The sequence below is a fragment of the Acidocella aluminiidurans genome (assembly GCF_055383125.1).
In genome coordinates this window covers 3,102,576-3,117,009 of sequence record NZ_AP031589.1, presented here as the reverse complement: position 1 = coordinate 3,117,009, position 14,434 = coordinate 3,102,576, and the positions used below count along the sequence as shown (strand labels likewise).

Sequence of the window (14,434 nt, the reverse complement as noted above, 5' to 3'; positions counted from 1 at the left end):
TTTGGGTTTTGATTCGTTTCTGGATTGGAGCAGGCGCTTCGCCGCCTTCTCCTTCTGCGTGCTTGTGGTTCTGGCGAGGGTTCCGGCCCGCTCGCTAGGCCTATGCCGCGTCTTGCGCCTCCGCCGTGGCACCCTCGGCCTGTTTGACCTCCGGCAGCAGGTTCCAGGCCCGGGAGGCCGTGGTGGCGGTGGCGATCAGCCGTTGCGGGCTATGGTGGGCATAGCGCTGTGTGGTGCTGAGCTGGGTATGGCCCAGCACCGTGCCAATTTCGTTCAACGGCGTGCCGGCATTGGCCAGCGCGGACGCGAAAGAATGCCGCAGATCGTGAATGCGCAGATCGGCGGGCAAACCCGCCGCTTTCTTGGCCCGCGCCCAGATGCCGCGCAGCCCCTCGATGGACTTGCCCGGCCGGCGATGGCTCGGAAAGACATACGGATTGGACCCCGGGTCCTCCACCACCTTGCCCGCCGCCCTCACCTCGACCAGAGCGGCGAGCCGGTCCGCCTCCAGCAGCCGGCGAAGGGAATCCTGGCGGCGGAGAATCCCGCTTGCCACCGGCGAAAGCGGGATATAGCGCGGCTTGCCGCTCTTGGAACGCGGCACCACAAGCAGGCCGCGCTCCAGATCGACCTGCTCCCATTTGGCCAGGATGATCTCGCCGCGCCGGGCGCCAGTGACGATGAGCAGCGCCAGCGCCGCCGCCCCGACGGGGTCATCGTCTGCATCGAGCGCCTTCACCAGCGCCTGCGTCTCCGCCGGGCTGAGATAGCGGTCGCGATGTTCCTCGCGCAGCATGCCGGGCGAAGCGGCGGGGTTTCTCCCTTCGAAAAGCTCCCATTTCGATGCCAGATTGAACATCGCCCGCAGCGTCGCCAGGTGGCGATTGACCGTACCCGGCGCTAGGCCTTCCGCGACCAGCTTGCGGCGCAGTTCCGCCACGTCCGTCACCGTCACCTCGTCCAAAGCCTTCCGGCCCAGGGCGGGCAGGATGCGCCGGTGCAGATAGGCGTCGATATTATGGGCCGAGCGCAACCTTTCCCGCACATGGGGCAAGTAGCGATCGGTCGCGAACTCCGCCACGCTCGGCACGGCACGCCGCTTTTCCCGGGCGGCGACGGGATCGCCGCCGAGGCTTACTTCGGCCTTCAGCTGCTCGGCGCGCTTGCGCGCCTGCTCCGCCGTGACATCACCCAGACGCCCCAGCTTGATCTCGCGGCTGCGCCCGCGCTGGTCTTTGAAACGAAAATACAGGGTGATCGTGGTCCGGCGCTGCTCGGCGATGAACCCGTGCAGCTTGCTGTCGAACAGCCGGGACTTGACAACACCCGCAGGCAGGGGCGCCAAGGTCCGCAAGGCGGCGGACGTGATGACAGCTGTGCCCATGGCAAAGAGTCTCCTTTCATGGAATGAGATCGGTTGGAAGAATTGCGCCCGACGGATGCATCGGGCGCGTTGGCGAACAGTCGGTAGTTCCTGCCTGTCTCTCCACCCTACCCTGCCCCGCCGGCATCTTCCGCCGCACCGCGCGCGATCCGCACACGGCGTATCTCGGCGGCCAACGCTTCGCGCACGGCGTTGCGGCAGGTCCAGAGCCGGCGCAGATACGGCGCCCGCTCCGCCCATTCCCGTAGCGCCTCGTCGACAAGGATGACGATCTGCTCAGGCACGATGCCTTCGTCGCGGCTCTCGGGGTCGGGGCAAAGGACGAGGTCGAGCTCGCCGCTTCGCGCCTCCGTCCAGCTATATGGCGAAGGCAGAACGCCCGGCACGAAGGTGACGCCGCCGCCCAGGGTGTCGCCCGGCGGTAGCAGCCGGATCGCCTTGCCCAGCGCCTCCAGCACCTCCAGGGCGCCGCCTTCAGGCGCCCGCGCCTGCTCCAGGGCCATGCGGGCCTTGGTTACGCAGAGCAACTGGCGCAGCGTCCAGCCCACCGAGGCGGAGGCCACGGTGCCGTAACGGACGGGAATGCCCACACCGTCCGCGCCGGTGTCCAAAACCACCGTCCAGAAGCGCTGCTCCCAGTAGGGCAGCACATCGGTGCCGAGGAAGTACAGGAAGCGCTTGCCATCGGCGGTGCGGCGCTCGGCGAGAATCTCGTCGTCGGAGAAATCGATCATCGGCCTGCGCCTCCCTCCGGCCTCGGCGTATGTGACGCCGTGCTGGCGGACGAGACCGTTTCGGATTCGTCCGCCTCGGTGTGGTCGATGACCTGGTCGGTTTCGAACACCAGCCAGAGGTCATCACTTTCAACGGAGACGGCCACGCCCTGCGGAATCCAGAAGGCGTTGATTTCTTCCTCGTCGAGCGCGTCATTGCGCAGGAACAGGTCGGCCGGCTCGCGCACCTCGATGCCGAGCGTGGCGAAATACTTGACGATGCTGAGCGGGTCCTGGCCGGTGCGCACGGCCTCGTCGAATTTGATCCGCTGCACGTCAGGCAGCTTCTCGATGGTGGAGTAGCGCATGAGCAATTCCTCCAGTGTGTGGGTCTCGTCTTGGTCCATGTGATGGGGCTCCAGACGCAGGAAGCCCCGCCTTTGCGGGCGGGGCCTCCTGCTGGTTCGGGGTGGATGGATCGCCCGGGCCGGCAACGGCCTGGGCGAGAGCATCACATGCGGTTGAGCGGTTGGGCCTCGGCGCCGATGCGCCACGCCGTGCTGGGTTTCTTCCTCCATCTATATTGGAAGAAGTAACCAGGCGGGTGGGCCGGATCAGCCCGGGTCCGGCTCCGCGTCGCAATCCGCCACATGCGCCGCCCAGCGCGCCCTGGCGCGCTGCGCCTCCAGCGCCAGCGCCGCGCGCACCTCGCGCCGCGCCTCCCAGCAGCTACGCCGCCACGGCGTGACCGGCAGCCAACTGCTCAGCGCCATCTCGATCAGGACCAGAAGCTGCTCGGGCGTGACGCCGCGCTGTCGCGCCTCGGCATCCGGGCACATCTGGATGGCGAATTGCCCAGCCCTGGCCAGGCTCCATGGGAACGGCGATGCCGGGCTGCCCGGCGGCGCCGGCTCGAAGGAGACCGGCGGCACCGCCCAGCCCTCCTGCGGCTCGCGGTGCATTGCGGCGGCGCGGTCCAGGTGGCGCACGATCTCGGCCAGGACAGATTCGCCGAGATCGTGGGCCTGCTCAGCCTCGAACCGGGCCAGCGCCACGGCCAGAAGCTGGCCAGTGCTCCAACCATCGTACGGGCCGAGAATGGCGAGGCGGATGAACGCGCCGCCATCCGCGACCTCCACCGCCGCGCCCCAGAGGCGCAGCGGTCGGCCCGGGATCAGGCAGGTGGAAATGAGCGCGACATTGCGCCCGGTGCTGGTCGCGCGCCAGGCGACATTGTCACGGCCGCCTCCGCCTCCGGCGGTGGATGCGGACCTGGCGGATGCGGTCTGGGTGCTGGGTGCCATGGCCGCCTCCTTCATTTGGTGAAGACCGCCCATTGCCCATCCGGAACGAGGTAGACGGCGATGCCTTCCTCGACGCGGTAGGCCTCGATCTCTTCCTCGCCTGGGTCGGTGCAGGCGGCGAGCAGGTCTTTCAGGTTCTCGATCTGCCTGCCCAGATCGCGGAAGTATTCAATCAGGCGCAGCGGGTCGTCGCCGCGCGCCAGTGCGTCGGCCAGGCGCACATGCGGCACGTGTCTGGGCAGATCGTGGCCTTTGGCGTGCCGGCGCACCAGCGCCGCCAGTGTCTCATCTCCTGATTCCGTCATGGCTGAACTCCATATGAAAGCCCCTGCCGCCGATGCGGCAGGGGCTTGGTTGCGATAGGCCGCCGAGTCACGGCAGGCTTGTTCATGAAATTCCGTTTGGCACCCGGGCTGTAACGGTGAGGCAGCCCGCCTCTTGCCTACCTGGTCACCGGCGGTGCCGTGCGCAACTTCTCCAGGTAGACCTTCACATCCTCCATGGTGTAGCGCGTCACGTTACGCGCCAGCTGGATGCGGGTCGGGCCCTTGCCCGCCCGATGCCACTTGGCCAACGTCGGGAGAGTAACGCCGAGGTGCTTGGCGACATCCCGCTCGGTGAGCAGACGGCCGGGGGCTGGCGCGCTTTCCTCGGCGGCGGCGCGTGCGGTACGAGCGGGCAACGGGGCGGCCAACGGCGCCCTATTTGCAATGGCGGGCCTGGCGGTCTGCGTCATGCGGATCTCCTGAATGTATGAAATTGACCAGATGGGCGCGTGTATCGGCAGGCGTGCCCAAACTACTGTTACAGGCGCCAACGTCGTTTTCGTTCTCCCTTGGGTATGAGGCGAACTGCACGAGCCGTCGTCGAGGGGACAGATCGTCCGGAACCACATCCATCTCATCCGGCCGGGCGACCTTGGAGGCTCCATCCCGAAAGAGAAACACATGCCGGGGTAAACGCGCCTGCCGATCGACTGCGGTTGTGCCGCGCGGACATGCGTCTGCCCTAACAGGCGATTGGGCGAACGCGCATACGCGCGGCCCTCGACCGTACAGCAGAAGGACTTGACAGCATGCAGATCATCACGATCGCCGCCACAAAGGGTGGCGTCGGCAAGACGACGCTCGCCGCGGCATTGGCCACGGCAGCGCTCACCGCCCGCCCCGGTATCAGGGTCGGGCTGGTGGACCTGGACCCGCAGGGCTCGCTGACCGCCTGGTGGAACCGTCGCGACAAGAGGGAGCCCCAGCTGCTCCGCCAGCCGGAGGGCGATTTCAGGTTCGACACGGCGGGCGCCAGGACCGCGGGATTCGACCTGATCATTATCGACTGCCCGCCCGGGTTCTCCGACATTCTGGCCAACGCCATCGCCACCGCCGACCTGGTGCTGATCCCGACCGGGCCGGGCACGCTCGATCTGAGTGCCATCGAGACGACGGAGATATTCGTGGAAACGCTGTACCTCCCTCGCCATTTCGTTCTCAACCAGGCGATCTACAAGAGCCGGTTGGCGGGGCAGGCCGTTCGGGAACTGAGGGAGCGCGGGCACCTGCTGCGACAGGTCGTCCACCATCGCGTGGCGATCGCCGAGGCGATGCGCAAAGGATTGACGGCCCTTGAGGCCGAACCGACGGGTGCCGCGGCGCGCGAACTCGCGGCGTTGTGGGCCGAGGTCAGCGCGCTGTTGGGGAGGGTGCCGTGAAACAGTTCGACCACGCGGATCGGCCGCTCCTGCACACCAAGGGCGAAGCGACACCGCTCGCGGAGCCAAAAATCAGGGTACCGAAACGCGCCTCTGGACGGCGCGTGGGTGCCTCCCTGCCGACCGAGCTGTATGTACGATTCAAGGCATATGTGGCGCGCCGTGGAGTTACGGGCGAGGAAGCAATCGTAGCCGCCATCGAGGCCCTGCTTACGCGGGGCTGAACTCTGGCAACCCAACGGACATCATCCTAAAGGGACAAGTACAGAGAAGGGGCAGCGTCGAATGATGCTGCCCCCTTCTCCGTCTCCGTCTCGAAATTGGATACTCTACGCGGCATCCTGCTCGTCATTATCGTTGTGTGCCGACCGCGCAGGTGAGCCTTCCTCCGGGTGAACGGCGGCAAGCCGGCCGACGGAATTGACGGCCTCGAGCTGGCGGTCGGCCTGGAGGTGGGCGTAGCGGGATGTTGTCGAGAGCTGCGTATGCCCGAGCAGCTTGCCGATATCGTAGAGCGGCACGCCATCGTTGGCGAGCAGGCTGGCGAAGGTGTGGCGAAGATCGTGCAGGCGCAGATCCTCGGGCAGGCCCGCCGCGAGCTTCGCGCGCGCCCAGACCCCGCGCAGCTCGGACAGCGCCTGCTCCTCACGGCGGGGCGACGGAAAGACGAATTCCGCGCCCGGCTGGCGCGGCTGCAGCTTCAAGACGGCGATGGCCTGGTCGGACAGAAAGATCGGCCGGCGGCGCCCGCTTTTGGAACGCGGCACCCAGAGGATGCGACGGTCGAAATCCACGCAGGACCAGCGTGCCAGGAGAATCTCGGACTTGCGCGCGCCGGTCAGCGCGAGCAGCGCCACGACCGAGGCCGCGCCTTGGTCCGGGTCGGCCGCAAGGGCGAGGAGCAGTGCCTTCACCTGAGCGGCGTCCAGGAACGTCTCGCGCCCCTCTGTGCGCAGCATCCCCGGCGACGCCGCGGGATTCCTGCCCTCGAAGAACTGCCACTCGATCGCCAAGTTGAAGGCGCGGCGCAGCGCGGCCAGGTGCGCATTGACCCGTGAGGCGGACAGCCCCTCGTCGATCAGCCCCTTACGAAACCTGGCGACGTGCAGCGGTGTGATCTCGTCCAGATGGAGCTTGCCCAGCGCAGGCACCACGCGCAGCCGCATCAGCCCTTCGACCTCGACATAGGAAAGCAGTATCTCTTTCGCGTGCGGCAGAATATGCTCGCGGACAAATGCCTCGAAGGTCGGAATGGCGCGGAGGCGGTCGCGCTCCGCCGCGGGATCGATCCCGCGCCATACATCGGCTTTGTATTTCAGCGCGAGTTTCCGCGCCTCATCCGGCGTCAGCTCCGGGTGCTTCCCCAGCCTGATGTCGCGCACCTGCCCGCGCGTATTCCGGTAGCGTAGCCGGTAGGTGATGCCGCCCGTCGCGGCCAGTTCCATATGAAACCCTGACAGACAATCGTCGACGATGCGCAGTTTCTTCCTACCGGCAGGGACAGCCGGCAGGTTTCGCAGTAACGCTTTATTCAGGGTAGCGATGGTCACAGATCGCCGCCCTCGGCAAGAAGCTGGACCATTCTCTCCGCGTCTTCGGGCGAAAAGAAATGCACCCACTCCACGCTCGGAAATCCGGCGACGATCACGCGCAATAACGGCACCACACCGGGTGATGCCCCCACCACGCCGGCAACGGGGGTATTGTTTTTGCGCGCGCCGTTTTTCACCTCGTTGATGCTGGTCTCGAAACCCGCCGTGGTAAGCCACGCGGCCACCTCCTGGTAGCTCATGGGGCCCAGCTCCAGCCCCCACATTCCGCGCACCAGCGCGCGCAGCATCTGGCGCTTGAGCAGGTCCTGGCCACCCCCTTTGGTGACCTTGACGCGGGCTCCCGACCTCTTGCGGGCCAATGTAGCCGCCTTGAACTCACACCATGAGACCCAGTCCTCGGTGGTCTTCAGCACACCCTGCTTCTGGTCGCGCCAGGCCTCGAAAACCTGGCGCTCCACCAGAGCCTCTTCCACGGTATCGTAGGCGTCAGACGCTGTCGCCAAGTGGCTTTGCCCGGCAAATGCACCGTACCTGATCTCGGCCATGTGCCCATCGCGCAGGCGCCGCTTCATGTCCGGCTCCAGGCTGATCCGCGGGTTGCGCATGATCGCGACCAGATCGGCGCCGAGTGTCATCTGGTCGCGTAGTGAAATGAGGTCGCTGCGCTCTACGCGCGTATCGCGTGTGCGCCCAAGATACAGGTCAAGCATATAGTCGTTGGCGTTTTGCTCCCGCGGAACCTTCACCGAGGCCTTGGCCAGGATCGGTTGCTGACCGTCTGGGATGCCGGTTGTCGCGATGCCCCGATTGCGGAAGGCGATCACTTCATTCGCCGTCTTCTTGGGCTCAAGTAGGAGCTTGGCGCGAACATCGCGCCAAGCTCCGTCTGGCAACTGGGCGAGGCGCGCGCGCGCCTCGCCCAGCACCCGCGTTGCCGGCCCGTCCATACCGATCTCTTCTAGCGCGGCGGTCGTCAGAAACCCGTCGGTGCTGACGCTCACGACCTGCCTGTGAGCGGGGATCGAATTCAGCATCTCGGCGATGGCGGCCCGCACCAAACCCGTCGTATAGGCTGCGAAGGGCGCGCAGGTCACCGCAGAGGGTTGCAACTGCTTGCTGCTGCCGGTCCGCACATCGAAGGCCGTGCTCTTGTGCACGCCTTGGGCGGTTTTGCCGTAGAGGGAGTTCATGATGACCTTCACGGTCTTGCTTTCCAACGTGTCGTCGCCATCCCGCTTGAACCCCTCACGGAGCTTGGTCATCTGGAAGACGAAATCCTCGTACGGCCGCGTGGTGCGATCCCAATCGATGATGATGCCGAGCTTGATCGTGACCGACACCCCGAGCGAAACGGCCGACGCGATCTCCGGCGCCGTCGCCACCGCCGTACCGCGCCTTGGAAAAATTAGCCCGTGCTGGGTGCGCACGCCGAACACGGGGAAGCGGACATGCGGGGGCGTCTGGAATTCTACCTCGGCAACGCCCAGAACGTCGCCCCGGAATGCCTCCAGTGCCCCCTCACCCCCCTCCTTGACGATGCGTACGCTGCTGTAATCCGGCACGCCGATGGCAGCCATGGCGCTGGGGTAGGCCGAGCGCAGGTCGATGTCTTGGAGCAGTTCGCCGGTGTGAACTGGCCCGGTGAGGTAGGTTTCGGTGCGGCCGCCGCTGTACGCATCACCGGCAGCTTCGTTGATGAGTCTAGCGACAAAGGCCGGGACCCGCTCCCGCACAGTGAGCATCCTGCCTGTAGCCTTCGAATACCGCTGCCGCTTCACTAATTGCGTGCCGAACAGTACGCTTTCGCTGATGCCGCCCCGTTTCAGCATTCGCCTGAAAAGCATCACCGCGGTCCCGCCCAGCGTGCCCGGCACCATTGGCAGGCCGAGCAGCTCCGTGCAGAACATGGCGAAGCGTTGAGCGTAGCGCGCCGTGATTTCGGCGTCGCGCCGCAGGTAGCTCTCGAACAATGCAGGCTGTTCAGCCTGGAAAGCGTCCATCCGGCTGGCATGGTATCCGTCGGGCAGTTTGATTTTCGGGTAATCGAGGAGCGTGCCAAGGGCTTCCAACGATGCCCCTTCCGGGGCGAGGTTGTACGTGTCCAGAAATTGTACGCGCAGCAGGCGCTCATTGCCGCTACCGTCCAAAGCCTTAATCTCACGCTCACTATATGGCATCTTGGGCAATTGCTCGATAGGGATGCCTGTCTTCTCCTCAACCTCCAGCGTCAACAGCGCGTCGCGCCCCGCGGACGCAAGGGTGCCCCTGACCGCTGCCAACTGGGGCTTGAGCGTTTTGAAATTCCGGCATGCGGCGAGATCACCGCGCCCGAAATGCACGGCCAGGACGATGCGATCCGGCATCGACGGGAGAACCCCCTTGGCGATGGCCCCCTGCAGTGCGCGGCCAATCAGATACTCAAGAGACCGCCGGTGACGCCGCTCGGGGCCGTTAGGCGTGATGACAACCGAGTACGACGCATCACTGCTCACGACCGACAGCCCGTAGGCGAGCACAATGTTTTCCCTCTTTTTCCGCTGCGGATGCTCACACCACTCGGTATCAAGCCCGACAATCACCGGGGCTGATTTTGCGGCCATGCCGGTGTCTCTCAAGTTGCCTATTGCCCCATCTGGTTTCCGACACTTTTTATTTTTCTTGATTTTTTCGATGGATTTCTTGTTCTTCTTTACGAAAGATGCTCGTCTATTCTCTTCATCGTTATCATCTTTGTTCGATATCGATGTGATTTGATTGTCCATTTTGACCTCAAAAGATGAAGGCCGGCGGCAGGTGCCGCCGGCCAAGGCGCCGCGATTACGGGCGCCGCTTGCCCTTCAGGGCCGCATCGTCGACAGCATCGAGCTGGTCGTTCAGGCTGAGGAGCTCTACCTCCGCCTCCGTTTCGTCATCGAACTTCAATGCAACAATCAGGTCATTTTTCTGATCGTTAACGAAGATCGTGCTCCCGCTCCGGGTCATAGCCCCGATCATCCCCTTCAGGATGCGGCCGCCCTTGGTCGTCTTAATGAAAGTGCTCAAAATCTCTCCTCTTCTTCGGGTGTATCGATTTGAACCTGCACGGCATTTTCTGCCGTATCCCCGGCATCAGAGATTGCCTCTGACGCAGATTCTGCCGGAAATTCTTCGTGATCTATTGGTGGATGAACGGTGGTAGTGGGTGGCAGGGACGTGTTCGCTGGCCCAATTAGCCGCACAAACTCGAAGTTTTTGCCATCAACTTTAAGAACAACGACAACCTCGCCTTCGTGCCCCGCCAGAAAATTGGCGACCTTGAGAGCCTGGGAGGTTCTGCTCTTGGGCTTTTTGCCCTTAGCGGCTGCGCGCTCCTTCAGGCAACCTTGAACACCGCCGTGCTCTTGCAAGTATTTCGCGATATCTTCGTTATGTTTGCACGCGCTCTTTGACCATTTCAGGGCAGCATTCAATTTGCTGGCCTGGGGATCTGAAATCGGTCTTCCGATATCCTCATAAACGGCCTTGATGACCGGTAAATATCCGGCGCGAATGGTGGCTTTGGTGCAGGCCAAGTTGCGTGACTCGCATAGAGCTTTGAAATCGCGAATCTTGAACGCCTCGTTGTCCACGAATTGCGCGATGCTCTGGAGCAGGTTGGCATTCCGTACCGACGCATTGAATTCAAGAGTCGTCCACTCACGCCCCAATGCGGTACATGCGGCGAATTTTTCGGCGCAATATTGACTACCCGCCAAAGTATTTGTGGTGACCTCTTTCTTCCTCCGCCCTACGCGAGAACCAGAGCGAGCGGGTGCTTTGGGCACAGGCTCGGACTCGATATTTTCACCGCGAGGTAAAATATCTGTCACCTCAACAGCATCCGCTATTGGGCACGATTCCTGCGTTGGTGCGTGTGGTGTGGTGATGTCCGGAGCGCACGGCGCGGGTGCCTCGCAAAGTTGACGGTCCGAGGTTGCGGTGCCGATCTCTTGCTCCAACACGGCAGAAATCTGATCTGAAGGAACAAGGGGCGCCCCCAAAAAGTTGCCGCACGGCAACTTTTCACCAGGGGGAGCAGGCGGCGGCATTTGAACCGGCGCAGATTCGTGCCCTTGGAGGGCAAGGGGGGCCATTTCATATGTCATGGTCATGGGAAATCCCTTTCGGTATTGGCATGTGATATTTCACATGGCGCTCACTGCCAGTCCGTAAGATGTATCGGGAAAGAACCTCCGCACTCGTCCATAATATCAAGTCAATTTATTGATATATATAGATAAATTATATTTTGCGCGAAGTAATTTAGTATGGGAAAGTCCGGCGCATATGGCTTGGAAGAGGGCATGACTACGACGGAAAGCGCTGTCGACGAGACAAAAATGGGTCGCCCGAGGCGCGAACGCCTTGAGAAGTCGATGCTGATCGAACTGGCGCGTCTGACGGGCTGCGCGATTCCAGCCGTTGCGAAGCGCCTACAGCCTCTTTTTACGAAAAGCCCATATGCGCTAATCAGAAACTATCCGCTGACTTGGCCGGCGCATCAGACGATGATGGATTGGAGCCGGGAAAGCGAATGTCGAAAGGCCAGTCGGCGTCTCCATGAATCAGATGTCGCGCGCGAACTCAGAGTTCATGTCGTGGGTGTCAGCACGTTCGACCTTCGCGACAAAGAAAAATACCGGGAAATGGCCTTGGCCTATGAGCCACGGTTCGGCTCTCTCTTTATGAAGTGTCATGAAACATTCGAGCCGATTGACAGAGACAATGCCCTCGCGGAATTCATTCACAATTCGCTTGACCGGCTCGGTTCAGGGATCAAAAATACAATTAAGACAATCGCCTTCACGAATCCCACCCGACGCACCGCGACCGACAAACAAGTGCCGGGATGGTATCTTGATTTCGGACCCGCCGGACCAAACACGAACGTTTTGCCCGCAGATCGGGGTCTCGAAATGACCTTTGATCAGCCCACCGGCTGTTATGGCCCTCTCATTTTCCGGAAATCCTTCGGCACGCCACCCTGGAGCACGATTCCGTGCATTGGCCGGATCATCACGGATTACAATACGGCATCTCAACCCGACTCGCCCTTTGAGAAAATCCAAACCTTTTATGAAATTACGAATGCTGGACGAGCGCAGAAAGGTGTGCCGCTTCTCGAACCTGCGGCCAAAGGCGATTTCTTCTTCACAAATCTACGCCTGTGATCCGACACGAAAAGGCTGCCAGGAGCATGCACCCCGGCAGCCTTGGCGCCAGAATCGCCACTTATGGAAACTCAGGCACATTACGCATTTGCGGAACACCGCGCAGGCTTTAACTGGTGCTGCGGTCGGTTGCCTTATCGTGGGTCAGCGTGCCGCGGGACGATAAGGTCCCAGATGCCCCGCCCCTCTGATGATGGCCCCCGATCCGGGAGCTTAGAGAGCATAACTTGCAACAAAACGGGGCCTTCCGGCCCCGTCCGCATCCATCAATCTTACAACTTGTTTTGTACAGACTCAAAAATTTCGACGGCCCCCTCAACAAAGCCTACCAAAGCCGTCTTGGACGGGGAAGAAGCACCCAACCATTCTCGCCAAAAATCCTCCCATTCGGAGGCGCAGAGATTGTCTTCAGGGTCGCAGCATTTCATGAAGGTCGGGAGGTCAACCACGTCTATCACGCTGGCTGCCATGAGTCTTTCGAGTTCATCATATTCTGCCTGTTCTGAGGCCCATGTTTTGCCGGCCTCTTTTCCATCAGCCTGCTGGTCCGCTTCGACGCGCCGCTTGCTTGCGCGCAACCGTTCGATCACGTCACCCATATCTTTGACTCCATTTTTCAGCCGGTTGGATGTTATTGCGTCCTTGAACGCCCCTTGCGCGATGCTTGACCAATTGAGCGCATCGCCAACGGCGTCCATTTCCGCCTTCAGTTCGTCGGGAATATAGACAGTGACTCTCGGCATATACGTACACCATTATCAATATACGTACATATGGCGGGGATGGCGAATGATGTCAACACATAAACCGGAACTTCCAAAAATATGCATATACGTTGTGTCTGGGGGTAAAACCTAACCATCCCAGGCCCTATCCTTTTTGCCCGGATCATTTCGCCGACCAGCGCTAGACGCTCCCCCATGAGCACGATACGCTACCGCTACAATGAGCATCATCATCCCGAAAAAGCAGCGACATAGCGCACCCCACGCCCCGCCCGGCGGGGGTGCTTCCTCGTTGTAAGGCAAACCATGGCCCGGACCATCACCGATTGCGAGATCGCGTTGATCAAGGCCATGATCGCACGTGGGATGAAGAACGCAGACATCCAGTTCTTCTTCAACCGCCCTGATCGACGGGTCAATTCAGGCCGCATTTCGACGATCGCGGATGGCACATACAGTAATTCTGCATCGATTTCCGCGGCCGCAGATGATGAGCTCAATGTCTTTTTGAATGATCACAGCCCCTCCGCTGACATGCCTGCCGTCGCCCGCATCTCTATAGAGGGCGATGCAGAACCGAGTGCCGGAACGTTGCTGCGGGCCATGTTTGCGCAGGATGGGGCCGGAGATTGGCGTCTCGAGGCCGGAGAAACAGACTGTGCCGAGTGTAAGCAGAGCTTCAGCTTGAGGAACGCAGCCCCTTGGCTGCGGGCCGCTGCCGCACTTGCCAATAATCGCGGAGGATACATCTTCTTTGGCGTTGCGGACAAAGACGCCGCAGGCGGCTGCAAGGCGGTCGGCTTAGCCAATGATGATTTTCGTAACACCGATCCCGGCGATATTGCAGCAAGGCTACGTAGCTGTTTTGAGCCGACCCCGCGCTTCAGGAAGGATGTCATCAAGATCGACGGCAAAGCAATCGGGGTCCTACACATCGAACAGCATGAAAGTCGTCCGATCATCGCGACCAAGAATGATGGCAGTGGCGGTGAAATTAAGGAAGGCGATATTTTTTACCGCTATCCGGGAGCATCGAGACGCATTTCCTATGGCGATCTACGCACAATCCTGGATGAGCGCGACGCCAGGACGAGAGATAACCTTCTGCCCATGGTTCAGCGCCTGCTTGAACTGGGGCCGGAGCGGGCCATGATTGCAGACCTTGCGGAAGGCAAGTTGATCGACGGCAAAGCGTCGATCGAGCTCAGCGAGGAAATTATTGAGCGCCTGACCCTCGTGAAGGAGGGGGAGTTTCGGGAGCAGGCTGGTGCGCCGGCCTTACGTCTCATCGGCGATGTGAAGGTGGCTTCCCCTGTCAGTATAAAGAAGGGCATCATCACGCGAGACGATATGCGTCGCGCATTCTTGGCGGACGAACTGAATGCCGACGCGATTGACTACCTCCGCGTTGCTGTTGAGCTGTCCGGCAGCGATTGGCTCCCGTTGCGTTATTTCGCCCGGAAAGCCAACATGTCGCGTGCGGAGTTGTTGACGTTCATTGACGGCTCATCGGGCCCGCCAAAACAAAGGGCCCTCTGCCTTGAAAGGCTGTCTTCAAGAGATAAGGCCTATACTGAGGCAAAGGGCCCATCCCAGGGCATCTGCGCGCAGTTGGCAGCTGGCAAGGTGACCATGCCGAATGACCCGAAAGCGGTCAGGTATATCGCGCAAGCAATACAGGGGCTTGTCCGGCCGCTACGTACCGAACCCGCTCTGCTCAGATCGTTGCTATCGCAATGCCTGGTGATGGCCGCGGCCAGCGAGAAGCAATTTACGCGATCGGTCGTTCGTCGCGCCATCGCGCGCCTTGACGAGCTCATATCTCCTTGGTGATGGCATGCATGCCGATATTCACCGCACA

The 14,434-nt window shown here is 61.8% G+C and carries 14 protein-coding genes; 3 read left to right on the top strand and 11 right to left on the bottom strand.

Features of this window, described 5'->3' with window-relative positions; all coding sequences use genetic code 11:
- Nucleotides 1–100: 100 nt before the first annotated feature.
- The 6 genes from ACZ46S_RS15320 to ACZ46S_RS15295 form a co-directional block, all read right to left on the bottom strand.
- Complete coding sequence (locus tag ACZ46S_RS15320; protein WP_464062458.1) at nucleotides 101–1,384, bottom strand: phage integrase; 1,284 nt, start codon at nucleotides 1,382–1,384, stop codon at nucleotides 101–103.
- Nucleotides 1,385–1,491: 107 nt separating this feature from the next.
- Nucleotides 1,492–2,118, bottom strand: coding sequence for a hypothetical protein (locus ACZ46S_RS15315; RefSeq protein ID WP_464062457.1), 627 nt, complete (start codon nucleotides 2,116–2,118; stop codon nucleotides 1,492–1,494).
- Nucleotides 2,115–2,504 carry a hypothetical protein gene (locus tag ACZ46S_RS15310; RefSeq protein WP_464062456.1) on the bottom strand — a complete coding sequence of 130 codons (390 nt, stop codon included), beginning with the start codon at nucleotides 2,502–2,504 and terminating at the stop codon, nucleotides 2,115–2,117. Before ACZ46S_RS15310 ends, ACZ46S_RS15315 begins: the two co-directional genes overlap by 4 nt.
- 207 nt (nucleotides 2,505–2,711) lie before the next feature.
- Nucleotides 2,712–3,401, bottom strand: a complete 690-nt coding sequence (locus tag ACZ46S_RS15305; protein WP_464062426.1) for a hypothetical protein — start codon at nucleotides 3,399–3,401, stop codon at nucleotides 2,712–2,714.
- Between the two features lie 11 nt (nucleotides 3,402–3,412).
- On the bottom strand, nucleotides 3,413–3,706 hold the full coding sequence (locus ACZ46S_RS15300; protein WP_464062455.1) for a hypothetical protein: 294 nt from the start codon (nucleotides 3,704–3,706) through the stop codon (nucleotides 3,413–3,415).
- Between the two features lie 137 nt (nucleotides 3,707–3,843).
- Complete coding sequence (locus ACZ46S_RS15295; protein ID WP_464062454.1) at nucleotides 3,844–4,137, bottom strand: helix-turn-helix transcriptional regulator; 294 nt, start codon at nucleotides 4,135–4,137, stop codon at nucleotides 3,844–3,846.
- Between the two features lie 339 nt (nucleotides 4,138–4,476).
- Between ACZ46S_RS15295 and ACZ46S_RS15290 the strand changes: the two genes are divergently transcribed.
- Nucleotides 4,477–5,106: an AAA family ATPase gene (locus ACZ46S_RS15290; RefSeq protein ID WP_464062453.1), complete on the top strand. Its 630-nt coding sequence runs from the start codon at nucleotides 4,477–4,479 to the stop codon at nucleotides 5,104–5,106.
- Between the two features lie 329 nt (nucleotides 5,107–5,435).
- Here ACZ46S_RS15290 and ACZ46S_RS15285 read toward each other — a convergent pair whose 3' ends face one another.
- Genes ACZ46S_RS15285 through ACZ46S_RS15270 form a run of 4 tightly spaced genes read right to left on the bottom strand, consistent with a single transcriptional unit; the run spans nucleotide 5,436 to nucleotide 10,789 of the window.
- Nucleotides 5,436–6,656, bottom strand: a complete 1,221-nt coding sequence (locus tag ACZ46S_RS15285; RefSeq protein WP_464062452.1) for a tyrosine-type recombinase/integrase — start codon at nucleotides 6,654–6,656, stop codon at nucleotides 5,436–5,438.
- Nucleotides 6,653–9,466, bottom strand: coding sequence for a DNA polymerase (locus ACZ46S_RS15280; protein ID WP_464062451.1), 2,814 nt, complete (start codon nucleotides 9,464–9,466; stop codon nucleotides 6,653–6,655). The genes ACZ46S_RS15285 and ACZ46S_RS15280 overlap by 4 nt, the downstream gene beginning before the upstream one ends.
- A 10-nt stretch (nucleotides 9,467–9,476) precedes the next feature.
- Nucleotides 9,477–9,701, bottom strand: coding sequence for a hypothetical protein (locus tag ACZ46S_RS15275; protein ID WP_464062450.1), 225 nt, complete (start codon nucleotides 9,699–9,701; stop codon nucleotides 9,477–9,479).
- The gene (locus ACZ46S_RS15270; RefSeq protein WP_464062449.1) at nucleotides 9,698–10,789 is read right to left on the bottom strand and encodes a hypothetical protein; all 1,092 of its coding nucleotides are present in this window, start codon (nucleotides 10,787–10,789) and stop codon (nucleotides 9,698–9,700) included. The genes ACZ46S_RS15275 and ACZ46S_RS15270 overlap by 4 nt, the downstream gene beginning before the upstream one ends.
- A gap of 192 nt (nucleotides 10,790–10,981) precedes the next feature.
- On the opposite strand from ACZ46S_RS15270, the gene ACZ46S_RS15265 reads away from it, so the two are divergent.
- Nucleotides 10,982–11,848, top strand: coding sequence for a hypothetical protein (locus tag ACZ46S_RS15265; protein ID WP_464062448.1), 867 nt, complete (start codon nucleotides 10,982–10,984; stop codon nucleotides 11,846–11,848).
- Nucleotides 11,849–12,120: 272 nt separating this feature from the next.
- Here ACZ46S_RS15265 and ACZ46S_RS15260 read toward each other — a convergent pair whose 3' ends face one another.
- Nucleotides 12,121–12,591, bottom strand: coding sequence for a hypothetical protein (locus ACZ46S_RS15260; RefSeq protein WP_464062447.1), 471 nt, complete (start codon nucleotides 12,589–12,591; stop codon nucleotides 12,121–12,123).
- A gap of 288 nt (nucleotides 12,592–12,879) precedes the next feature.
- Between ACZ46S_RS15260 and ACZ46S_RS15255 the strand changes: the two genes are divergently transcribed.
- Nucleotides 12,880–14,406 carry an AlbA family DNA-binding domain-containing protein gene (locus ACZ46S_RS15255; protein ID WP_464062446.1) on the top strand — a complete coding sequence of 509 codons (1,527 nt, stop codon included), beginning with the start codon at nucleotides 12,880–12,882 and terminating at the stop codon, nucleotides 14,404–14,406.
- Nucleotides 14,407–14,434 lie beyond the last annotated feature (28 nt).